The sequence below is a fragment of the Nitrosomonas aestuarii genome, assembly GCF_003046585.1.
Classification (GTDB): domain Bacteria; phylum Pseudomonadota; class Gammaproteobacteria; order Burkholderiales; family Nitrosomonadaceae; genus Nitrosomonas; species Nitrosomonas aestuarii.
In genome coordinates this window covers 86,836-110,022 of sequence record NZ_QAAE01000007.1, presented here as the reverse complement: position 1 = coordinate 110,022, position 23,187 = coordinate 86,836, and the positions used below count along the sequence as shown (strand labels likewise).

The 23,187-nt window shown below is 43.5% G+C and carries 24 protein-coding genes and 1 pseudogene; 14 read left to right on the top strand and 11 right to left on the bottom strand.

Going from position 1 to position 23,187, the window contains the following annotated elements:
• The first annotated feature begins 44 nt into the window (after nucleotides 1-44).
• Both C8R11_RS08060 and C8R11_RS08055 read left to right on the top strand, forming a co-directional pair.
• Nucleotides 45-1,202 (top strand): CgnE/CgnB domain-containing protein, encoded by a 1,158-nt coding sequence (locus C8R11_RS08060; RefSeq protein ID WP_107795259.1) that lies wholly within the window; start codon nucleotides 45-47, stop codon nucleotides 1,200-1,202.
• Nucleotides 1,203-1,319: 117 nt separating this feature from the next.
• Nucleotides 1,320-2,633: a cupin-like domain-containing protein gene (locus C8R11_RS08055; protein WP_107795258.1), complete on the top strand. Its 1,314-nt coding sequence runs from the start codon at nucleotides 1,320-1,322 to the stop codon at nucleotides 2,631-2,633.
• A gap of 796 nt (nucleotides 2,634-3,429) precedes the next feature.
• On the opposite strand, the gene C8R11_RS08050 is transcribed toward C8R11_RS08055, so the two are convergent.
• A complete protein-coding gene (locus C8R11_RS08050) occupies nucleotides 3,430-3,717 on the bottom strand; it encodes a CHRD domain-containing protein (protein ID WP_107795257.1) in 288 nt (95 codons plus the stop codon).
• Nucleotides 3,718-4,180: 463 nt separating this feature from the next.
• Here C8R11_RS08050 and C8R11_RS08045 point away from each other — a divergent pair, with 463 nt between their 5' ends.
• The 3 genes from C8R11_RS08045 to C8R11_RS08035 are packed head-to-tail and all read left to right on the top strand — an operon-like array spanning nucleotide 4,181 to nucleotide 7,023.
• Complete coding sequence (locus C8R11_RS08045; RefSeq protein ID WP_107795256.1) at nucleotides 4,181-4,771, top strand: flavin reductase family protein; 591 nt, start codon at nucleotides 4,181-4,183, stop codon at nucleotides 4,769-4,771.
• A gap of 6 nt (nucleotides 4,772-4,777) precedes the next feature.
• On the top strand, nucleotides 4,778-5,944 hold the full coding sequence (locus tag C8R11_RS08040) for a M20 family metallopeptidase (RefSeq protein WP_107795255.1): 1,167 nt from the start codon (nucleotides 4,778-4,780) through the stop codon (nucleotides 5,942-5,944).
• Nucleotides 5,945-6,003: 59 nt separating this feature from the next.
• A complete protein-coding gene (locus C8R11_RS08035; protein WP_107795254.1) occupies nucleotides 6,004-7,023 on the top strand; it encodes a DEAD/DEAH box helicase family protein in 1,020 nt (339 codons plus the stop codon).
• Nucleotides 7,024-7,137: 114 nt separating this feature from the next.
• Here C8R11_RS08035 and C8R11_RS08030 read toward each other — a convergent pair.
• A pseudogene (locus C8R11_RS08030) lies at nucleotides 7,138-7,643 on the bottom strand (chromate transporter); the annotation flags it as partial.
• A complete protein-coding gene (locus C8R11_RS08025; protein WP_107795253.1) occupies nucleotides 7,630-8,373 on the bottom strand; it encodes a hypothetical protein in 744 nt (247 codons plus the stop codon). The gene C8R11_RS08025 and the pseudogene C8R11_RS08030, both read right to left, overlap by 14 nt.
• 418 nt (nucleotides 8,374-8,791) lie before the next feature.
• Between C8R11_RS08025 and C8R11_RS16955 the strand changes: the two genes are divergently transcribed.
• Nucleotides 8,792-8,923 (top strand): hypothetical protein, encoded by a 132-nt coding sequence (locus C8R11_RS16955; RefSeq protein WP_280523882.1) that lies wholly within the window; start codon nucleotides 8,792-8,794, stop codon nucleotides 8,921-8,923.
• 272 nt (nucleotides 8,924-9,195) lie between these two features.
• Here C8R11_RS16955 and C8R11_RS08020 read toward each other — a convergent pair whose 3' ends face one another.
• From C8R11_RS08020 to flgA, 8 genes are all read right to left on the bottom strand, one after another.
• Nucleotides 9,196-10,095, bottom strand: a complete 900-nt coding sequence (locus tag C8R11_RS08020; RefSeq protein ID WP_181258200.1) for a hydrolase 1, exosortase A system-associated — start codon at nucleotides 10,093-10,095, stop codon at nucleotides 9,196-9,198.
• Entirely contained in the window at nucleotides 10,076-10,909 is an 834-nt protein-coding gene (locus C8R11_RS08015) for a hydrolase 2, exosortase A system-associated (RefSeq protein WP_107795251.1), read from the bottom strand. The genes C8R11_RS08020 and C8R11_RS08015 overlap by 20 nt, the downstream gene beginning before the upstream one ends.
• A gap of 10 nt (nucleotides 10,910-10,919) precedes the next feature.
• Nucleotides 10,920-11,165, bottom strand: a complete 246-nt coding sequence (locus tag C8R11_RS08010; RefSeq protein WP_090700221.1) for an acyl carrier protein — start codon at nucleotides 11,163-11,165, stop codon at nucleotides 10,920-10,922.
• Nucleotides 11,166-11,190: 25 nt separating this feature from the next.
• The gene (locus C8R11_RS08005; RefSeq protein WP_107795250.1) at nucleotides 11,191-12,072 is read right to left on the bottom strand and encodes a hypothetical protein; all 882 of its coding nucleotides are present in this window, start codon (nucleotides 12,070-12,072) and stop codon (nucleotides 11,191-11,193) included.
• A gap of 3 nt (nucleotides 12,073-12,075) precedes the next feature.
• Entirely contained in the window at nucleotides 12,076-13,533 is a 1,458-nt protein-coding gene (locus C8R11_RS08000; RefSeq protein ID WP_181258199.1) for an SDR family NAD(P)-dependent oxidoreductase, read from the bottom strand.
• A gap of 20 nt (nucleotides 13,534-13,553) precedes the next feature.
• Entirely contained in the window at nucleotides 13,554-15,449 is a 1,896-nt protein-coding gene (locus tag C8R11_RS07995; RefSeq protein ID WP_107795248.1) for an HAD-IIIC family phosphatase, read from the bottom strand.
• A 21-nt stretch (nucleotides 15,450-15,470) separates the two neighbouring features.
• On the bottom strand, nucleotides 15,471-15,719 hold the full coding sequence (locus C8R11_RS07990) for an acyl carrier protein (RefSeq protein ID WP_107795247.1): 249 nt from the start codon (nucleotides 15,717-15,719) through the stop codon (nucleotides 15,471-15,473).
• A gap of 294 nt (nucleotides 15,720-16,013) precedes the next feature.
• Nucleotides 16,014-16,694: a flagellar basal body P-ring formation chaperone FlgA gene (gene flgA / locus C8R11_RS07985; protein ID WP_244907604.1), complete on the bottom strand. Its 681-nt coding sequence runs from the start codon at nucleotides 16,692-16,694 to the stop codon at nucleotides 16,014-16,016.
• A gap of 247 nt (nucleotides 16,695-16,941) precedes the next feature.
• On the opposite strand from flgA, the gene flgB reads away from it, so the two are divergent.
• From flgB to C8R11_RS07945, 8 genes are read left to right on the top strand one after another with little or no spacing between them, the layout of a single operon-like run.
• Nucleotides 16,942-17,346: a flagellar basal body rod protein FlgB gene (gene flgB, locus C8R11_RS07980; protein WP_090700233.1), complete on the top strand. Its 405-nt coding sequence runs from the start codon at nucleotides 16,942-16,944 to the stop codon at nucleotides 17,344-17,346.
• Nucleotides 17,347-17,348: 2 nt separating this feature from the next.
• Complete coding sequence (gene flgC, locus C8R11_RS07975) at nucleotides 17,349-17,753, top strand: flagellar basal body rod protein FlgC (protein WP_090700235.1); 405 nt, start codon at nucleotides 17,349-17,351, stop codon at nucleotides 17,751-17,753.
• Nucleotides 17,754-17,766: 13 nt separating this feature from the next.
• Nucleotides 17,767-18,432 (top strand): flagellar hook assembly protein FlgD, encoded by a 666-nt coding sequence (locus C8R11_RS07970; protein WP_107795245.1) that lies wholly within the window; start codon nucleotides 17,767-17,769, stop codon nucleotides 18,430-18,432.
• 13 nt (nucleotides 18,433-18,445) lie between these two features.
• A complete protein-coding gene (gene flgE, locus C8R11_RS07965; RefSeq protein ID WP_107795244.1) occupies nucleotides 18,446-19,708 on the top strand; it encodes a flagellar hook protein FlgE in 1,263 nt (420 codons plus the stop codon).
• 14 nt (nucleotides 19,709-19,722) lie between these two features.
• The gene (flgF, locus tag C8R11_RS07960) at nucleotides 19,723-20,466 is read left to right on the top strand and encodes a flagellar basal-body rod protein FlgF (RefSeq protein WP_090700240.1); all 744 of its coding nucleotides are present in this window, start codon (nucleotides 19,723-19,725) and stop codon (nucleotides 20,464-20,466) included.
• 52 nt (nucleotides 20,467-20,518) lie between these two features.
• Nucleotides 20,519-21,301 (top strand): flagellar basal-body rod protein FlgG, encoded by a 783-nt coding sequence (flgG, locus tag C8R11_RS07955; RefSeq protein WP_090700243.1) that lies wholly within the window; start codon nucleotides 20,519-20,521, stop codon nucleotides 21,299-21,301.
• A gap of 24 nt (nucleotides 21,302-21,325) precedes the next feature.
• Complete coding sequence (locus C8R11_RS07950) at nucleotides 21,326-22,033, top strand: flagellar basal body L-ring protein FlgH (protein ID WP_107795243.1); 708 nt, start codon at nucleotides 21,326-21,328, stop codon at nucleotides 22,031-22,033.
• A 48-nt stretch (nucleotides 22,034-22,081) separates the two neighbouring features.
• Nucleotides 22,082-23,185, top strand: a complete 1,104-nt coding sequence (locus C8R11_RS07945) for a flagellar basal body P-ring protein FlgI (protein ID WP_107795242.1) — start codon at nucleotides 22,082-22,084, stop codon at nucleotides 23,183-23,185.
• Nucleotides 23,186-23,187: the final 2 nt, after the last annotated feature.

The window sequence follows — 23,187 nt, the reverse complement described above, 5'->3', positions numbered from 1 at the left end:
ACCGAGACCGCTTTATTAATGGCCATATATTCAGGAGGATAACGATGATTAATTCAAACGCTTGGAAGGGAGTAATATCTCTACTAGATAATTATTTAGAACTGCGTTCAGATGACACAGTTGTTGTGGCTTATACGAGCGATAGTCACGAGGCAGCCGCCTGGGTATCGGTCGCGTTGGAGATGCGAAATTTATCTGCTACGAAAGTATGGATGGCACCTCTGCATGATGTCGAATTTAGTAATCGATTTGCAGCAGCACTTCCTGATCCCAATGAGCTTCCGGGGCGACTTGTTATTATAACCTTTGAAATGGATACGCTGTCGCATGACCGTATCATTCGTTCCGAATTATCGAAATACGACGCTAATAACACCATTGTATTTAGAGCTATTAGTGCTTGCGAGAGTTTGTTTTCAGATGCGCTAAACGTTACTCCGCAACAGCTATCTGCGAGAAACACGACAATTCTTGAACGTTGTATGGGGAAAAAACAATTACACATAACAACGGAAGGTGGGACCGACCTGCGTGTTGAAGTGGATTCTAGTAAGTATCGATGGGTTAGTAACCGTGGAATCTGGCGACCAGATAGTTTTGTAATACTTCCTGCTGGAGAAGTTGCGACTTTCCCTGTTTCAATTGAAGGGATTTTAGTTGCCGATTTTGCATTTAATTTGAATGTGATTACGGATATGGATGTACGACTCGATCAGTATCCGGTGACTGTATGGATAGAGGGAAATCGTGCTGTTAGATATGAATGCGACAATAAATCCATGTCAAAATTTCTTGATGAATGTTTCAACACTGACTGTGCCCACATTGTGGGTGAGCTGGGTTTTGGAACAAATATCGGGGTGAAAACCGCCATTTCTCTGAACTCTCACATAAATGAACGTCATACTGGAATTCATTTAGGTTTTGGTGAAAGTAATCAACCGCCTAGTGTTGTAGGTTATTCGTGCAATATACACTTAGATTTGATTGCGAGAGGAGGAATGGTTTGGGTTGACGACAGTCTTGAACCGCTCGATCTGCAAAATATTACTCCTTCATCCCTACCACACCCAACGCGTACTCTTGATGAGGATGCTAGTTCGCCAGATGGGATAGCTGATGTTGGTTGTCAAGACGATTGTTGCGGAATTCTCACACAAGATGGAATGAAATTGTGGCGCGATCGTTATAGCGAAACTTAGCGTTTCAATCGAGTGAAGCCAACGTCTGTTGTGTGACGGGACATCATGGTTAGAAATATACTGACAGCGGTGTCGTTTATGGCACCTGCATGTTAATAATGTATTCGGGTTCTCCAAATGAGAAAAACTGAACAAATCAATGACGTGTCGAATTTAAATCTTGGTGAGATTCTCTCAGAACACCAACCAGTCATATTTAAGAATATAAGCTCAGATTCATTATTGCTGGGTAACAATAGCTCAGCCGGGGAGGATCTGATGAATAAATTATCCGATGAAATTGGCTCAAAAGTTGTGTCTGTCATGTCGGGTTTTTATGAAGATGGAGGATTACTCAGCTACTCTAATCCCAACGTAGATACACGAACGAGAAATACTTTAATCGGCCCATGCGCTTTTGATAAGTTCGCGAGACAAGTCTTAAAGATGTCTAGAGATGAGAGGCCTGGATATCTCTACAGTCAGTTATTGGATATTGGCAACTCAATGCCAGAATTACTCCCTATGGTTCGGCCGTTGGATGCAAAGCTCAACGTTAAGGGTGAGGCTATATGGAACCTCTGGTTAGGATCAGGAAAGCACCGAGTGAATACACATTATGACAAAGTCGAAAATTTCTATTTTGTATTGCACGGAAAGAAGGTATTTAATATTTTCGAACCAAAGTTGTTACCGGAATTATACTCTGGGCCATATGAAGGAGGCCCTTCAGGGATTCCGGAAAGTGTTGTAGATTCAAACAACCCAGACCACAAGACATTTCCGAGATACTCAGAAGCGCTTGAAAACAGCCAAGTCGCGGAAGTTTGCGCTGGAGATATGCTCTATTTACCGGCGAATTGGTGGCACAATGTCAGCTCGGAAAGATTGAATGTTTCTGCAAACTTATGGTGGAGTGATATTGGGAAAGTGGAGCGATTTCGAGCCGAACTTGCATTTTTACAACTATTATATTCGGTAAAAGCACTTCCGAAGCATTGGAGAGATTACTGGATGACAAACATTGATCACTATGTTTTTTGTAAAAATGGGAATCCTTTAGAACACCTTCCGAAGGAAAAACAAGGAATAGCAGGGGAAATAGAAATAGAAGTATTGACAGGAATAAAACAAAAAATACGAGACCTTGAGCAAGAGATTTTTCGCCTTGAATTAGATATAGATCTATCTGACGATCGGTTGAAATTAAATTGTTCGCATCTTTTGAATATCAAAATTGAAAGTATTGATTATATAGAAATAAGTATTGGTACACACCAGGTTTTCACTGAAGAGTATAATGTTTTGGAGATATTGAGGGCATTTTCTGGAGGGCGGCGTCCTTTGGAGGTATACGAGGGAAAAATTGCGCAATTGTATAAAATTGATCAATTCTCAGAAAAACTTGTGAAATTTATTCGACATGGTGTGCTTGTTATGAGCCATGAGTGAATTGAAAATGATTCAGATTTTCCTGATTAGTTTTGTTATCTGCCTCAGAAATCTGAGCTGCATCGGTTCGGTTTTTCCGGAGACGTTTTAGTTTGAATAAGTTTTATTGCCAATCAGCGTTGAAGTTCTGCCGATTTTTCCAAAAAATGGCGTACATATTTACCAGATGAAATTTATACCGGAGCCTAGTGACTGGAAAAACGGATGCTGATACCGGAAAATATTGGAAGCTGATTTATAATTAAGGCACAACAGTGTGGCTGACTCAAAGACAAATGCGGGGTGTCATGGCAGATTATTCCGTCAGAAATAAGCGCGTAGATGAACAATCTTGATCCTACGAAATCTGGTCGAGTGATGCAAGCCATGCTACAAATGGGAAAAATTGATATTAAAGTCTTACAACACAAGTTTATGCGCAATAATAATGGTATCGCTAATAGATAGCGCCTAGAGAAGACCAATAAAAACCCATGAACTTGCGCACATATGCAGTGACAAGTGCTTTATATGCCATCTGCTTAACGAAAGCAAGGATGGCATTATCGTTCTAAATTTTCCCAGTGTTAGTCAATCAAGTATGCTTCGAAATTAGGCAGTTTTAGAAACTCTGCGTCATTCTTTTGCGATTAAATTTTACAGGGGTAACACAAAATTTCTAATATTCCCCTACGTAACCCACCGTACTGAGAAAAAATTGCATGGCGCAGCTGCCTCATCAGATAGAAGAATACCTCATTTTTTGCAGCGTTCCTTCAAATCAATGTCAGATTAGCAGCGACGCTTTCCCCTGCAGTTAATTCAAATCCATGTAATTATCCTTATTTTCTAACAACTGTCCTCGAATCACACCGGCTGGAAAAGCCGTACTATGCACATTCGCATAGATTTTTCCTGCACGCATTGCAAAAGCTAAAGAAGCAATGTTATTGAGCGGTACGCCACATGCATCCATAGTTTCAGGTAGTATGATATCGCTATTGTCCAGGGTAACTTCAAGTGCTCCATTGCTCACATCCACTGGCGGATCTACAGGACCGAAGAGGAAGGCCACTACTGGCCCATTCACACCGCAGGTGCACAATGAAAATGTGCTTGTGTGATTCCGGTACCGTTACGCACAGCAATACGGAACTGCACTTTGGTTAACGCCTTATCAAATTCGACTGTAATTGCGCGCCGGTAGTGTCAGTAACAACCCCGCCTGCCGGATTAGTAACCTCTTGCGCGCCACTTGAATGATGTTGATCGGCCAGGTTAAGCCACCGTCTGTATCATACGCCGTTTACGACATGAAGGATAGAATCCGCGCCGTTTGCAAGATAAAGCAGCAGTTTCTCATGGTGGAGCCAGAATAGAGTGTAATCTGATAATTACACTCTATGTAATACAAGACACCTTTATAACACAGCTTCTTTATTACAAATTGCGATGACAGGTAACATTGGTTCAGTGCAGTCCAGCAACCAATATTGACTTATACATACCTACTCAGTTATTGTTTGTTGGGACTATTTCTGTTAATACTAATAAACAGGAAACAAACAATGACAACTACAAAGTTGGATTCAAGTACTTCAATTTGGGAACACTTTTTTAGCGTTTATCCTTTGGTGTTAATAGGCAGCCGAGACCCTGAGGGCAGTTACGATCTGGCGCCCAAGCACATGGCGATGCCGGTCAGCTGGAACAATCATTTTGGTTTTGTTTGCGCCCCACATCACCGGACGTACCAGAATATCCGTGACAGGCATGAATTTACCGTCAGCTATCCCCGGCCCTCGCAAATTGTACTAACCAGCCTGGCGGCAGATCCCAGGACGGAAGATGACACCAAACCCGCGCTCAAAGTACTGCCAACTTTCAAAGCGGAAAACATCGATGGTGTTTTCATCGAGGATGCCTATTTGTTTCTTGAGTGCCGTCTGGAGAAAATTGTTGACAATATTGGTGGCAACAACCTGATTATTGGAGAAGTCGTTGCAGCGCAAGTGGATAATGAATTTATACGCATCGTGGAACGCGACGACCAGGAACTGATTCACGCATCGCCACTGCTGGCTTATCTGTATCCTGGCCGGTTTGCCAAAATCGAGCAAAGCTTCTCCTTTCCTTTTCCAAAAGGCTTTAGCCGGTAAAATCCCATGCCACAAACCCGCGCTCGTGAACTTCTCGCTTGGTTTCAGCAACATCAGGATGAAATGGTCAATTTTATCCGTCATCTAGTCGCACTGGAATCGCCTTCTGATGTTCCGGCTGCACAACAATCTGTTTTCGATCTGCTTAGCCAGGAATTAAAAAAACTTGATTACCGCATTATACGGATACCGGGCAGGCTTTCCGGTGGTCATTTATACGCCAGGCCGACAAAGCGTATCAGAAAAAAACCTGTGCAGCTTTTGATCGGGCATTGCGATACGGTGTGGCCGGTGGGAACAATCGACACCATGCCTGTCGAGTTTAAAAGCGGCAAGCTCCACGGTCCGGGAATTTACGATATGAAGACCGGGCTGGCACAAATGATTTATGTGCTTAAAGCCCTAAAGGCAATTCAGCATGAGCCTGAAGTGACACCGATATTATTCGTTAATTCGGACGAAGAAGTGGGCAGCAAAGAATCATCCCGTTATATTCATCGCCTGGCGCGTGTTGCCAACCGCAGTTTTGTTCTGGAGCCATCTATGGGGCCTACAGGACAAATCAAAACCGCACGAAAAGGGATTGGCCGGTTTACCATTACAGTCAGAGGCAAAGCGGCCCACGCCGGTTTAGATCCGGAAGGTGGCGCCAGTGCAATTTTAGAACTGTCGCATGTCATCCAAAAATTATTTGAGCTGAACGATATTGACAAAGGGATTACAGTCAATGTCGGCATGATAGATGGCGGCCTGCGCCCCAACGTCATCGCGCCTGTCAGTACAGCGATCTCCGATGTGCGCGTGCTGACGCAACGTGACGCTGAGCACATCGAACAGGCGATATACAATATCCAACCTGCCACGCCAGGGGTCAAGTTGGAAATTGAAGGAAAAATTGGCCGGCCGCCACTGGAAAAAACGTCAGCTAACCGTAAACTCTGGAAAGTGGCTGTTCAACTCGCGCAGCAGCTGGACTTACAGTTGGAGGAAGGCACAGCAGGTGGTGGATCGGATGGCAATACCACCAGTTTGTACAGTGCCACCCTGGACGGTTTGGGCGCAGTGGGCGATGGCGCTCATGCCATGCATGAGCATATCGACCCAAGTAAATTGCCGGAACGCAGCGCATTGTTGGCGTTATTAGTACTTTCGCCCGCTTTGCATCAATCATGAATAAACGCTTTGACCTGTGCCGAAACACATTCGACAAAATTTCATAAGGAGGCATGCTGATGAAATGCCGTTATATTTCTACCTCGTTAACCCGAATCAGTAATCTGGATGCGTGTGACTTTGAGGTCAATGCGTTACCGAGAGAACAATGGGAAACCGGGGATTATGTTGTCGGCCGGGTATTAAATACCAGCGGTTGCCTGCGCCATATAGAATTACCCAATGGCCGCATGGCTGAAGTGTCGGAGGACGATCTGTTAATCGGTGCTTTTGGTCAGCGCGCGGCGACTCTAGAAGCGGTCGGCGATTGGCGTGACATCGCACCGGACAATCGCTTCGACATCATGACTTCGGCCGGGCTATTCGGAAAAATCACTTCACGGTCAACTTATCTGCCGCAGGCCATGTCGCTGGCTTATCAGGGGCATGTTATGGTTGCCGAAAAAAAAAGCTGCATGGCCAATTATGTCAGACCCGCGATAACAGAAACCTTCGACATACCGGTGATACTGTTGATCGGCACGTCAATGTCTGCCGGCAAAACCACTTCGGCGCGCGTGATTATTCGGTTACTCAAACAGTCCGGTTACAAGGTGGCTGGCGCCAAGCTGACCGGCGCCGGCCGTTACCGGGACGCTTTGTCCCTTGCAGACGCCGGTGCTGACCATATTTTTGATTTCATGGATATCGGCCTGCCTTCCACGGTTTGCGACCCGGATCAATTCCGTCCGCTACTGCGCCAGCTGATGTATCGTATTGACGATACCAAAGCCGACGTACTGGTTGCCGAGGCTGGCGCTTCTCCCCTGGAACCCTATAATGGCTCCGTAGCTGTTGAAGAACTCGAACCCTGGGTTCGCTGTACGGTTTTATGCGCTTCCGATCCTTATGCGGTTGCCGGTGTGATTGCGGCATTTGCAAGCAAACCCGATATCATTGCAGGCGGCGCAGCAAACACCTCGGCAGGCATAGCTTTAGTGGAAAAACTGACCCATCTAAAAGCAATGAACTTACAAAATAAAAATTCCATACCTGAACTGAAGAAAATTCTATCCCGGTGCCTTGGTTTCAATTTATAAGCAATAAAGAAAAGGAATTCAGGTTCTTAGCGATAAAACGGATAATCTCCAGTAACATGTATGTAACTGGATCAGTCTGAAACATTCCTCAGTAGTTCATTTCTTATTAGTACTTCAAAAAAATGTTTTCAGAATAAATCCAATCACTGCACAGGCTGAAATGACTTCAATCACATTGCGTTTAAAGCGAAACAGCGCAATAGCAGCCATCAGAGCAATCAAGACCGATGTCCAATCGAAGGCTCCTGTAAAACCTTCCGGCCATAGTACGTGATAACCAAAAAACATGGCCAGATTAAGAATAACTCCGACAACAGCTCCCGAAATTGCAGTTAGTGGTGCAGTAAATTTCAGTTTACCATGCGTAGACTCCACCAACGGGCCGCCAACAAGAATAAAAATAAAAGATGGCAAAACCGCATATGCGCCTCCGAAAGTCAATAAAGCAGCCTTGGTAAAAAACCATCCCATTTGTGTCAGAGTGTGACCCCATCCATAGCCTGTCGTCAGAAGCATCATTGCAGTAACCACAACAATCCACCAATAGAGACCACCTTAGCCAGTCGTGACCAAAGAAAGCACGCATGCTCTGGTTTTGGTGTATGGTCATCTATCAATGCTGCGCAATGAGGTTATTAAACCGAGGGCACCAATACTGAATAGCAAAAAGATTGGAGGTTCTGGTACTGCAGATATAGATTCTGAGAAACTAATTCCGTTTATTGGGAGAAAACCGTTAGTGTTGGTTCCGTCGAGATTGATCGTAGCAGATGCAGAAGTTGCAGTAAACAGGATACTTGTAACTCCGAATGCACTGTCCGTTTGGATACCCTTTAGATTGGTAATTGTTCCGATAGACTTTGACAGTTCAATCCCGCCAATGACTGAAGGAGTAACCGTTCCGCCACCAGACCCAAATCCCTGATTAACCAGATATGAATCATTATGCCAGGTCTGGAACAGATAGTCTTGCCCAATAGTAAGGCCGGTTATGGAAACAAAGGCATCCTGATCTTGCGTTGCGACCAGATCCTCAAGTAAGTCATTAAACGAAGTTCCTGTAATTTGACCTCGCTGCTGTGATGAGCCCCCTCGTGCTTCCCAACCATCACTGTCACCGCCAAGTGTGGCGCTGATACCAGCCGCAGTTCCATCACTTGTCAATACCAAATCAAAACCACCCGCTCCTGCAGGACCAGTTGGTAATTCTTGCGGGGTCCATCCAGCTTGAGTTTGCTGGTTTGCCGCGCCAATATTCTGTAAGTCAACCTTGATGAGGCTAGCACCTGATGATTCAGCCCATACAAAAAATAGTGCTGGTAGAAGTTTGAAATAAGTATTCCTCTTCATATTGAACGCCTCCCGGTTTGTACATTGACAGAATTGAATTGATAATAGTTGATGAATGTGGCTTGCCTAACGGGCGAATTCACTAGCAGTAATATAGTTTAACGAATTGACGTTCGTTGGAGCTGTGCATATTGTATATGCAGGGTCAAGTCTTGCAATATAATATACTTATTCGATTTTTTAACAACCCGACAGAAAACAGCATAATAATACACCCCAAATTCATCCGCAATGGCTTCTTAAAGGGTATCAAAGCGGTCATCAATCCGCTGGATAAATTGTAAATAGACCAGCTGGATGCATGCATATTCATTATTTCAAACTTGTCGGAAATAAACATATTTACGTGCAGAAGTACAGAAGGCTTTTAAGATCGCCCTCCCCCAATATAGCTAAACTCCCTGCAGTTTCAAAGATTATGATTCCACATGAAAACCGATTCAATGAGGCTTTCACCGATGCAGTGAAAGACCGCGGCATTGTTATCAGCCCGGATGGCAAGGCACCTGAAGAAACAATGTGTTTGTCGAGCGTTAGTGGCGCAGTGTAAAGTACGAGGAGGTTTATCTCAATGCTTATGAAACAACGTCTGAGGGCAAACAATCACTGGCAAGATATTCTCGGTTTTACAATGAGATCCGAAAACACCAGACCTTGATGGCAATACCGGATCAGGTCTATTATGAGTCCATTAAGCTGCCTAAGGCAGATTGATGCGAAAGAAAATAGCTTCTTAGATACCTGTCCAGAAATGGGGCCCACTTCGGTGTGTATCAGGTTCACGATGTAGAGGACCAAGGCCAGACTGCGCTGTTTCAACACTTACATTGATTGATTGTTACGTTTTGAGTCGAGACGCATTATCCAGTCGACTGTTTGATCAAGCAATTCTTTTCGCCACTCCAGTCGGGAGAAGGTATGATCTGCATCTGGAATATCTTTTAGAGTAACTTGTCCCGAAGCAATTATTTCTTGCCAGATTTCAGATGATTTAAGATAATCTTTAAATTCTCTTGCAATGAAATCAAACCCACTTGTCAAAATAAATATCTGGCCCTGAAATTTTTCACAACTTTTAGCCAACCGTTCTGGCAGGGGCAACTCGATGAAATTATCGCTCATTTCGGAATGTGAAACATTTTCTGGTCTTGTAAAAATTGATTGCATCATTTTCACGATAGATTTCAACGAGTTTGTTGCTGAAAACTTACCAGACATGACTTTTTTCCAAAAAGATTTTTGCATTATACGCTGCCAGTAGTAATGCTTGATTATGGTTTTCGCCAGACCGACATCCGTTCTAATCCAGGGATTAACCATAAAAATACCTTGGACACGCGTGTCCAAGTAGCTAAAGAATGCGCTGGCGGTCGCAGATTCGCATTCTCCCCACAAAACAACCTTCTCAATCTCAGGCACACGGTCGAATAAAGTATCGATTGCACTTTGTATGTCCGCATTCATATCTACAAAGCCTCGCAATTTACCTGTGCTGTCTCCGGTGCCGCGATGATCAAATCGAATGGAAGCAATACCTCGTCCAGCGAGTAATCTTGCAAGGGTTACAAATTGTCTGTGAGCACCAACACGATATTGCGGCCCTCCGGCCACGATAATAACAACGCCTGTCCTGCAAGCTTTCACCGGTTTGTTGACAATTCCGATTAGGGTCTCTCCTTCGCAGGGAATAGAAACCGGTTGTTCAGACTGATTCGGTAACATAGCGTACAGTCGCATCAACCAATTCTGGAACCAGCGTACGTTCGTGTGCCAACCAGAACGGCGGGCCTACAATTTCCTGATGATTAACTGCCACACCTTTTTGGCGCCACTTCTCAATCATCATCAAGTCTCCACGTGGCGTTTTCCTGTCTGTACTGCTGATTACAGTAAACCAGCCAACAGGCACAGACACAGCGTCAATATAAGATTCAAATTTTGCAGCTTTAATACCTCTAAACAAGTCCGGTCCGACTTCGTATCCTGATACACTGATATACTGACCGTTTTCAATCTGCTTTTCCATCTCTTGGGTCGTTTCAACTTTTTCATCCCGCTGCATTGATGCTGCGATTTTTATACGCAGAAACTGGGTCAGTGTTGCTTGCCCATTAATAACAGGTTGCCAGAAAATCAAGCGTTTCAAGTTTTTAATTGCACCAGAAATTTGCATTGCCTGTAACGCACCCAGTCGCACACCCATTATTGATACTTGTTTATAACCAAGTGTATCCGCATAAGAAACCGCAGTCATCAAGTCTTGACAGCTTTGTTCCCAATTAGAATCCCTGAACTCTCCATCGCTATCACCTGTGCCATAAGCATCCACTACTAAGAAACCAAAATTCTGTTGCGTCAATTGTTGAGCGAGCATTGTGCCCATATAACGACAGCGATTCATTTCTTCTGCAAAAGACGATGCCACAACAAAACACTCAGATTCGCTGGTAATGCAGTCCGGCGCATAGTGTATGGAAAATAACTTTCCTACACCGCCTTGAATGAAACTGGGTGTAATTCTCAATCTTGGGTGCATACGGTATCTTCTACAGTTTTGATTCTACCAGCTGCGTTAAACTGCCAATTGTTTTAAAAACATCAGCAGTAATCTCGTCATCTTCAAAAACACAGCCATATTCTTCTTCTAACGCAGTAATAATGGCCACCACCGACATTGAATCAAATTCAGGAATATCACCCATTAAAGCTGTTGATTCGCTAAAGTCATCCGCCCGGTCTCCAAGCACCAACACATCACGCACAATATTGATTATTTCATCTTCAAGTTTCATTTTTTTGATTGAGTTCTTACAAAGATTATAGATCCAGTGTTACTAATTCACTGTATAAATTATGAATGCTATCGGCTGACAGTTCCTTACTCAAAAAAAACTTTCGAGCACCCTGTTCCGGATCTAGCCATGTTTTCATCCGAATGTTTTCTAATAAACGTGCTTCAATTTTGCTGGTAAACAGACCATGTTTAATAAGTAAATGCGTCCGTATAGCAGGCCAACACTGACAAAATAAAGCGGCATCACTCACATACATAATCCATGCACTGGCCAGTCTTTTATAACGTTGTTTTTTAAAAATTAAAAACCCGTATCGGTCCCGTTCGTTAAAAAACATGAAATTAAGCCAGGGAAAATCAATGTGATCCACATAATGTTGTGTAGCATGCTCCGGTAATAATGCCTTAATTTGCTTAAAACTCTGTAGACTCGGGATCTTCCCGGCCCCAAGCAGTGAAGGCATATTTAAAAATATTAAGATCTGATCATCTAACGGTTTGAATTTTAAATACTTGAAAATCTCAATCCCATCTTTATTAGGTGAAAACATAGTATATGTGTATCCTTCCTGACGTATCAGCGACAACACCAGATCAATACTGCGCGTACGAAAATCGGATAGTACACACCAACTATGTGGATTACAAAATCGTTTCAAACAACCTGCTATATTTTGTTCAGAATAAATAGCGCATAAGGTACCTACAATTTGCGAATTACATCTTAGCATGAAGCCAAAATTAGGCGCATCAGGCAGCCATGACTTACTGATACCCTGTTTCCATTCCTGCTGTGTAAAACGACTATTCATATGATGATGCAAAAACCCGGCTACCTCATCAAGATCATGATGAGTAATTGCAGTCACCATTGTTTTATCGGTAATTAATCGATCATTTGTCATTTTCTAACGGGATAAACAATTCATCAAGTTAAGTGCATCCAGCATAACTTCAGTTGTGTTCTGCGTCGAATCGGTACCCAGACCGCTGGTTTGGTCTGTCAACATTCTCGGCAGTCTTGGCGCGCAAAATACCCAGCCAGAATACTTGGCAGCCAGTTGCCGCACTAAAGCTTCAACCGCAGCCTTTGATGCAATATATTCATTAAACCCCTTTTGAGGTTGTTCCAGAAAAATTGTAGAAGGAGTAAAAACAGTTAAAAAATTTCTACTGTATGCAACATCAGATAGAAATTTTTCAATGAGATTAACAAAACCATTTATATAATAGCTGCAGAATTTCTGAAAAATTGCATCATCCCAAATTAGATGATCCCCTTTCTCAATCAATGGAGATGCAAAGTAGTAAATATGCGTTATACGTTTGCCCGGAAAACAGCTCGTAATGTCTGATTCCGCAGAGGATAAGACATTATATGAAATTGTATCGCATTTTCCGCCATGAGACCGGATTTCATTGACGATTCTGGCCGCATCGTCCTTTCCCTGATGATAAGTAATTACAGAATGACCACCGCCTGCCGCAATTAATTTAGCCACAACCTCACCAATACCACGCGATCCTCCTATGATAAGCGCTATTTGACCTGCAAACTGATCTTTTGACACAAGTGCCTGGAATTCTGTGTATTTCTCCTGAGAAATCGGTTTGGGTCGAAAAAGCGCAGTGATTTCGCCACTCGCTTTATTATGCGATATGCCAATGGTCACCATTGAAAAACGGCTATCGCTACGGATTACTTTAAAATGCATTTTTGCGTCACTGGAAGATTCATTCTGGACAAAATGAACATTAAATCCGGCAAAAACAGAATGCAATCCAGGGCACTGCATACCCACAATGTTGGTCAAACCCAGTAATACAGCAGACTGATTGTCTGGTAAATACTTTTTAACATGCGGAAACAACGATTGTATTGAATCTGGATCCCACACAAGATTAAACTGGCTTTCCAAAGCCGTCGCATCTTCAAACTGTAAGTCTACAGGTTGAGGCCTGTTTACCGGAATCGAGATATACTTTGGCATCTCTGACTTTTTGTCAGAGTCTCCCATCCATATCAGATCAATATCCTGCGCACGTTTCCCATGAACTAACAATCTGAGCTTCAGGGCGTGCGCCGCGGATTGATGCATGACAACTTCTACGTTGTCATTAGGCAAAATGGGCCTGGTGAATTGAACCTTTATAGAAGCGATTGATACCGGACAACCTAAATGCCCACATAGAAGATCGAGTGCTTTAAAGACACCGCAAACACCATGTATCACAGTTGAGCCAAATTGGTAGCGACGTGCAAGAATGGAATCAACATGTAAAGGATTAAAATCACCCGACGCCTGTGCAAACCGACAGCTAGTCGCATGATCAACCTGAAATGCTCCAATTTTATTCCAACTCATCGTCATTAACTAACCACCATTCATCTGATTAAAGATGATTTTTCTATATTCAAGGGAGGATTTTTCATGTGATATCGATCTGTCAGAAGCTCCCAGACTTCTTCAGAATCACTTGAGTTGATCAACTCAAATCCAAGTTTATGATAATGTTCTTTTACCAGCTTGTTTTTTTCAGTAGGACGATAAAAACCACGTAATTTATTGATACCGTACGAACGAGCAAGTGCAACTATCTCATCGCACACAGCCTCTTCTACCCTGCGCTTAATAACGCGGCAACTCATCAACCAGGTGTCGATTTCCCAATGATCATCGTAAACTTTGCAAATAACAACGCAAACCATACCATTATCACCAAACTTATCTTGCAAATGTACTTGCAAAGTTACAAAGTGATCAGATTTTTCGAACTCCAATACGTCAGCTTCTGTGTAACGACGTGTAGTCAAATTAAACTGGTTTGTTTTATTAATCAATTGCACAATCCGCTTACGGCCCATTTCATCAAAAGGTACAAAACGGATGTGCATCTCCAATGAAGCCAGATACTCCGTCAGATTGGGAGTAGTTTGCAGCATTTCCTGACGCCGAAGATTGCTTTTATACTGCGCACTGCGTTGTGCATCGTCATCGGTAAAGTCTATTTTTTCAAAATAACGTGCCGCACATAATATGCGCAAAAATTGCGAAGGATCTTTTGGTAACTCCGGGACACTGATTTCAGGTATCATCGTTCGTATAATTTCTCGTTCGGCCGGATTATCGTCGACAAATACCATCGCATCAAGGCCAATGTTCAGTATTTCTGCTATTTGTCGAATATTTGACGCCTTATCGTTCCAATTTGCAATAAAAACAGCAATATCGTCTTCCTCAAGCAACATACCCGAATGTTTGTTAAATGCTTCCAGTGCTATGTTTTTTTCATTCTTGGAACATATCGTAATAATGATTCCCAGATCTTTAAGTGCCTTTACCCACTGCTGAACAGCCAAAAACGCTTCACCCACCGGGTGCCCCTGTCCGACCTGAATTCCTTCGAGTCCATCATCGCCAATTACTCCGCCCCACAGAGTATTGTCAAGATCGAGAACCAGACATTTTTTGCTTTTTCCACGTAATGCAGCAATCAATTTTGTTAGATATTCGGTATAAAGCGGGATAAAAGTATTGGCCATCGGCACTCTTGACATATACCATTGTCTCTCATCGAACCATTGATTTACACCGACCATATTCGCCAATGCAGCTATATCAAGCATAACATCGGCACACGTTCTTACGTCTTCTGTCAATGCAAAATTAAATTCTGATAGCGCCCTACGCAGCATGCCATCAAGCTGGGCATCAAAATTTCCACTTAATTCGTAAGGTGGACAAGCCAAAGTTTGCGTGATACAGATCATGCCACCGTAATTTGTGAACGATTCTCGTATTTGTTGTAAGTAACCCAATGCTTCATTACTTAGGGATTTTTCATTGGAGCTGCTGAATTCACCGGCAAAAATTGGATAAGCACGATAGTCAAGAGCGAGCAAAACAGCATCCAGATGCGACTGGTTGAGTTTAGAAACCGGATCAAATGCCTCTTGCGCCACTTGCCCAAAATCTGCAGTAATTACTTCAAGATCTATACCATTTCGAATGGCTGCTGTTACCATTGACGGTATCATCAAATCCATAGTGCCATTACTCGCGATACCCAATCTAAATGGCGTCAAGGTACCGGATAATACAGCACGTGTTTCAGCACTTAATTTTTGTAGTGCACGATATAACCGATTAGACTGATTAACAGATAATGCAGCATTAGCTAACGCGAGCACTTCATCGACAGGTGACAGGCTATCTGCTAATTGCGCGCAACGCTCATTAAAATCGTCTGCGGGCTTGAGTAACCAGGGAAGATCATGCATGAGAAAATACAGAAAAAACCATCATTTTAATTTCTCATGTAGAAGATCTACAATAGTAGCCACATCCGTCATATTTCCGATTTCATCCAGATCAAACTGGATACCAAAACCTGCTTCAATGGCAGTCAACAATCTTATATGACTTAAACTGTCCCATTCTTCTACATCATCTCTGGTCGTATCAATTGAAAAAGTGCAGCTGTTTTCAATAAAGGTATCTTGGAAAATCAGCGCTAGCTGATCAAATATTGCTGCTTTGTCTTGGCTCATGGTTTGAATCTTCCAATTTTCATAACAATTTAATCAAAATTTTTTTATATTAACAGGACGTTAAAAAAATTCTCGAGACAGGCAATGCAAGACACAAGACATAATTATGCAAAAAACCAGTTATATCTGATAAATAGGCCTTCTGAGCCTGTTTCAACGTCACAGCGGCAACCCAGATAGTTTTCAACAGACTGTCAAATCATCATATACGAACGAAATCAATTTCAATTTATTATTTTAACGCTATAACAAAAAAATAAACCATACAGATAAGCAATCAGATCTGCTTGTGCCTTATGGGTTTACCTCCACAATAGAATTATGTCTTGCAAAACCGCTTATAATACGGCCAGATGGATTGCGTACTTGAACAACCTGCCCTTCGGCTGCATCCGCCAGTGCCTGGCCTTCCGAACTTACGCTAAAGCCTTGCCCCTTTACTTGCAATTTTACATTCTGCCCTCGCAAAATGACATAGGGTGCCCGCAACATATTCCCACGTAGAGGCTGCCCTGATGGCAGGTTCATCACTGCAATCTTCCCAACAGCCTGCATATACTCGGTAAGAACGCCTTCAGGCATCTGAGTCAAATTGACAATCTGCAGCGCAATATCTCCGTAATCAATCGTTTGATCACGTGTTACAGGGCGTGCAATATGCAAAACATTCGCCATGACCTTGACTTCCGCTTGTACATATATTGTCCAAGATACATGTTCATTACAACGCACGCCTACCGAAGTTTTTCCCCATAATCGGCTGCCAGGCGGCATAAAAGGCTCAAGCCTTGCACACTTTGGCAATGTAATACGCTTATCGATCTGACCAACTTCAGCTTTTACTTCGCCCGATGGACTGACTGAGTGACTGTAAATAAACTCTTCAACCGCTTTCTGTATTAAAGGTATTTCCTGATATTGCGATAACAAACGATGATTTTCTGCAAATACTGGCACTGCAAATTTTGCAAACATCAAAAAAACCGATAATTTTAATATATAGCACCGCATCATATTTTCCTAAATGTTCTTGCCGCTTCTTGCCGCATTCGGCAATTATTGCCATCAAGACGATATATTAAATATAAAAAGTGATCTTAGAATTTTGAGCTAGCGGTAATTTCCTGTTCTTTTCGTGCATTTATTAGTGGCATTTATGCAATAGCATAGTTGGCACACAAAATGCATAAATTGAGATGGAACATTTAACTCAGGAATTCAAATGATCAATAAGTTAGACAAAACAGTAAACTTTCATCAACAAGCACTCAGTCTGCGCGCAGCCAGGCAAGAAATACTTGCCAGCAATATTGCCAATGCAGACACACCTCAGTTCAAGGCTAAGGATATCGACTTCTCGAGCGTGTTGCAGGAAACGCTTTCATCCAAAGCAAAAGCAACAACACTCACCACAACTTCATCGATGCATATCAGCACAAATAAGGGTAATGGTATCAGTAACAATACTCTGTATCGCGTTCCTCTCCAACCCAGTGCGGACGGAAACACGGTTGATATGGACTCAGAGCGCACCCGCTTTGCTGATAATTCAATCAAATACGATGCAAGTTTAACCTTTATCAGTGGTCAATTCAGAAACCTAATGTCCGCAATTCAGGAGCGATAATCATGTCATTATTTAATGTATTTAATATTGCAAGTTCTGCAATGACCGCACAATCTCAGCGTTTAAATGTAGTCGCCAGTAATCTTTCTAATGCTGACAGCGTTACAAATTCCTCTGGCGAGCCTTATCGCGGTCGTCAAGTTGTTTTCAGTACGTTAAAAACGGACGCGAATGGTGCAAGTGGCGTCAAAGTAGCTGGTGTCGTACATGATGCATCGCCAATGAAAAAGGTTTTTGAACCAAACCACCCTCTGGCAGGCGAGGACGGCTACATCATAAAACCCAATGTCAATATTGTTGATGAAATGGTCAACATGATGTCTGCATCGCGTTCCTATCAAAATAATGTCGATATGATGAATACAACCAAGTCATTGTTGCAAAAAACGCTCACCATTGGACAATAGGAGTCACGCAATCATGAGTTCAATTCAAGAAACCAATAGCCAGCTAATTCCCACAGCAAACATCAAATCTGCGTCTGAAAAAAATAGTGTTGATAATCCCCAGGACCGGTTTCTTAAACTACTTGTTACACAGATGCAAAACCAGGATCCCCTTAACCCGCTTGATAATGCAGAAGTTACCAGTCAACTGGCACAAATCAGTACGGTAACAGGCATAGATAAGCTGAACGACACGCTGGAACAGCTACTCGCAGGTGTTGAAGATAGTCGCACCATGGAGGCAGCCAACCTGATCGGACACAATGCATTAGCCCCCGGATCAATGTTATCACTTGAAAATAATGCAGCCATCGGTGGATTTGAATTGCCACAATCTGTTGATAACTTAAGCGTTACTATTCTGGACAGTACAGGTGTTGCTGTACATACGCTTAATTTAGGTCCACAGCCATCTGGGGTGAACACATTCATTTGGGATGGTGTTACCGATAGTGGCGCCAATGCAGCCAATGGGAGCTATAGCTTTGCCATTAATGCAAAACAGGGTGACCGCGAAATCACTGTCGACCCACTTGCATTAGGTCTCGTCAAAAGCGTTTCTCCCGGTAAACATGATGCGATTCTAGACATGGGAGCTCTTGGTTTCATCAACATGGCTGATATTAAACAAATATTTTAAAAAGGAGTAAATAATGGGTTTTCAACATGGACTAAGCGGGCTTCACTTAGCATCGAAAAGCCTTGACGTGATCGGTAATAATGTCGCAAATGCCAACACAGTCGGATTTAAACAGGCACATGCACAATTTAGCGATATTTACACGCATTCTTTGTCAGGTTCAAGCGGCAATCAAATAGGCATAGGTGCCAAAGTATCAAATGTTGCACAGCAATTCTCCCAAGGAGCCGTCGAAAAAACTAACAATCCGTTAGACATTGCAATTAATGGCAATGGTTTTTTTCGCATGAATGACAATGGCGCGATTTCCTACAGCCGTAATGGCCAGTTCCATATTGATGACAGCGGTTTTATTGTTAACAATAATAATCTGAAATTGACCGGCTATTCCACAGATGCTACAGGCAACATCCTGGCTGCCAATCCCACAAACTTAAGAATTTCTACGGCTGCATTATCACCTAACCCAACCTCTTCCTTTAGTACAGGGTTAAATCTAGATTCTCGTGTCGCTGTACCTGCACCCCTGCCAGCCTTCGATGCGACTGATCCGACGACATACAATGGTACGACTTCCGGAACTATATTTGATAGCTTAGGAAATACACATATTCTTTCATTATATTTCCAGAAAAATGCTGCGAATTCATGGGATATGTTTGCCACAGTAGATGGTGAAACGTCACCCGCCGGGGTGCCAGTGGGCGTAACGCTGGGCGGTGGCGCTTCTCAAGCACTGACTTTTGACAGTAACGGCAACTTAACAGCGCCGGCAGCGCCGATTGCAGTGTCTGTTGATCTGGCAACAATTGACCCTGCATTAGGCGCCACTTCGCCACTGGATTTTGATTTGGATTTGACAGGATCGACGCAATTCGGCACTTCATTTGGCGTCAACGCCTTAAGTCAGGATGGCTATTCATCAGGCAGTATTGCCGGTTTTGCGATTGATGGCGATGGTTTTGTCAACGGAAACTACACAAACGGTGAATCAAGAACGCTCGGCCAAATCGTATTAGCCAACTTTAGTAATCCCCAGGGTTTAACACCAATTGGCAATAATCAGTGGACTGAAACCCCGGCTTCCGGCCAAGCGCTGGTGGGCGCGCCAAGAACAGGCACAATGGGTGTTCTTCAATCATCATCCGTTGAAAGCTCAAATGTGGATTTAACGACTGAGCTTGTAAATATGATAACCACGCAACGAACATACCAGGCAAACGCCAAAACGATTGAAACACAAGATGCGATTTTACAAACACTCGTAAACCTCTAACAGGTAAATAGACTATGGATCGCTTAATCTACACAGCAATGACCGGTGCGGCACATACGCTGAATCAAAAAGCGACTGTTTCCCACAATCTGGCCAATGCAGCAACAACGGGGTATCGTGCCGAAACAAATGCCTTTCGCGCTGTTCCAGTTTATGGTGATGGGCTGCCAACACGTGCCTTTGTTGTAGACTCCACAACAGGGGCGGACTTTACACCCGGCCCTATCCAGCAAACTGACCGTGAACTTGATATCGCTATTCGCGGCTCAGGCTGGATCGCCGTACAATTGCCCGGTGGAGAGGAAGCTTATACACGTCATGGCAGTCTGCAAGTTGGCCCTAACGGCATCTTGCAGACACATAACGGATTTAATGTTATAGGTGATGCCGGAATCATCTCTCTCCCCCAGGATAACCGTATCACCATTGCCAAAGACGGTACAGTTTCGGCTGTACCGATAACACCCCTACCCAATACAGTGGCCATCGTTGGCAGAATCAAGCTTGTTGATCCGCCTGAAAACCAGCTTATGAAAGGCCCTGATGGTCTGTTTCGTATGAAAGATGGCACTGTTCCATTGGCCGATGCCAATGTTAGCCTGGTAAATGGTGCGTTAGAAGGCAGCAATGTTAATCTGGTTCACGAAATGGTCAGCATGATTGCACTTGCCCGTCAGTTTGATATGCATATGAAAGTACTTGAAAGTGCGGAACGTAATGCACAACAAGCCAGCGAAATAATGGTTGTCAGAGCATAAACAGCAAGCTGACAAACAGTTGATCCACAAGAAAAAAACAACGGAGTAAATTATGATACGCTCATTATGGATTTCCAAAACAGGTCTTGATGCCCAGCAGACAAAAATGGACGTCATTTCCAATAATCTGGCTAACGTCAGCACTAACGGCTTTAAACGCGCACGTGCAGTTTTTGAAGACTTGCTTTATCAGACGATACGTCAACCGGGTGCCCAATCATCACAACAAACGCAGTTACCTTCAGGGTTACAACTCGGCGTAGGTGTTCGTCCGGTCGCTACAGAAAATATTTTCACACAAGGCAGCCTGCAACAAACAGGAAACCCTCGAGATATCGCGATCCAGGGAGAAGGTTTTTTTCAAGTCTTAATGCCAGATGGAACGACGGCTTACACCCGTGACGGCGCATTTCAATCTGATGTCAATGGGCAGCTTGTCACCTCAAGCGGTTTTGTCATACAGCCAGCTATCACTATTCCACCTAATACATTGAGTATTACCGTAGCACGTGACGGCACAGTGTCGGCACTGGTGCCAGGTTCTGCAACACCTATTCAGGTCGGTAATGTCCAGCTGGCGAGCTTTATTAACCCAGCCGGTCTGCAGAAAGTGGGAGAAAATCTTTATTTACAAACAGCCTCTAGCGGAGTGGCCAATCCAAATGCACCTGGAACAAACGGCCTGGGTTTACTAAATCAAGGTTTTGTTGAAACTTCGAACGTAAATGTTGTGGAAGAACTGGTTGGCATGATTCAAACTCAGCGTGCATATGAGATTAACTCGAAGTCTATTGAAACATCAGATCAAATGTTGCAAAGGTTAGCACAATTATAAAACGATTGAGAACTGAAACGACCGATGACTTACGATCAGCTATTGCAAACTAAAATACCAACGCTAATTTTATTGACGATGGTGTTTTTGGCGTCTGGATGCGCAATAACACCATCAACCACCATCCATCAACCCATTACTTCGCGACCACAGCAACCTGTAGTCGCCACTGAAGCAAATGGCGGGATTTTTCAGGCGATCAGTAGTGGTCCCGTTGTCCGTTATACACCTCTTTTTGAAGATAGACGTGCCCGTGGCGTAGGCGACACAATTATTGTCACCCTGAACGAAAAAACTAATGCCAGTAAACGTTCAGGGAGCAATGTCGATCGATCCGGCAGTATCGATTTTTCAATTCCCACTGCTATCTTGGGCGTGCCTTTGAATTTCTTAGGCGGCACAGAACTGGAAGCTGCGTCCGGTAATAAATTTGATGGAAAGGGAGCCAGCTCCAGCAACAATGATTTTACCGGCACGATTACAGTTACCATTATTGAAATACTTCCTAATGGTAATTTATTGGTGAGTGGAGAAAAACAGATTGGTATTAATCAGGGACACGAATATATCCGTCTGTCTGGAATCATCAACCCGATTAATATCATGAACAACACCGTTTCTTCAGTCCAGGTGGCTGATGCACGTATTGAGTATCGTGCTAATGGTTATCTTGATGAAGCGCAAACAATGGGATGGCTGTCAAGGTTTTTTCTTAATGTTTCACCATTCTAAATCTGCAAAATTTAATGCTCGACAAATAAAAATGAGAAGGTTGCTATCATGATTCGAATCAAGGTGATTTTTATTGTAGCTTTTCTACTGTTATCGCCATGCATCAGCCAGGCTGAACGTATCAAAGATCTGGCCAGTATACAAGGGGTTCGCAACAACCAGCTAATAGGTTATGGGCTTGTCGTTGGACTAGATGGCAGCGGTGACCAGACAACACAGACACCATTTACTGTTCAAAGTATTATCAACATGCTTGGACAACTAGGCGTTAACTTGCCGCCCGGGACCAATCTTCAATTACGTAACGTTGCTGCGGTAATGGTAACAGCAACCTTGCCGGCATTTGCGCGGCCAGGACAAATGATCGACGTCACTGTCTCATCAATGGGCAATGCAAAAAGCCTGCGTGGCGGAACACTGTTGATGACGCCATTAAAAGGGGCTGACAATCAGGTTTATGCGATGGCTCAAGGCAACATACTGGTTGGCGGCGCAGGTGCTGCTGCCGCTGGAAGCAGCGTGCAAGTTAATCATCTAAACGCCGGCAGAATCAGCGGCGGTGCCACTGTTGAACGTGCTGTTCCTTCAGCACTTGGTCAGGCTGAATATATTAACTTGGAGCTCAATACGACCAATTTCACAAACGTCAAACTTATTGTCAATGCCATTAACGGCTTTTATCCCAACGCCGCCGCTGCTATTGACGGTCGATCAGTTCAGGTTAGAGCACCCATTGACAATAACCAGCGCGTCATGTTTATCTCGCAGATAGAGAGTCTTGAGATTACACCGGCCAGAGATGCAGCAAAAGTTATTGTTAATTCTCGCACCGGCTCAGTCGCCATGAATCAGGCCGTCACACTTGAATCCAGTGCCATAGCACACGGTAACCTGTCCATTATCATTAATAACGAACCCGTGATAAGTCAACCCGGTCCATTTGCCCAACGCGGTGAAACAGTTGTAGCACAGCGTGCACAAGTTGAAATCCGGAGTGATGAAGGTAATCTGATGCTCTTATCCACTGGAGCAGACTTGGGTGAAGTTGTAAAAGCATTAACAGCTATCGGTGCAACTACACAGGATTTATTATCTATTTTGCAGGCATTAAAAGCAGCGGGCTCTTTACGTGCTGAACTAGAAATAATATAAGG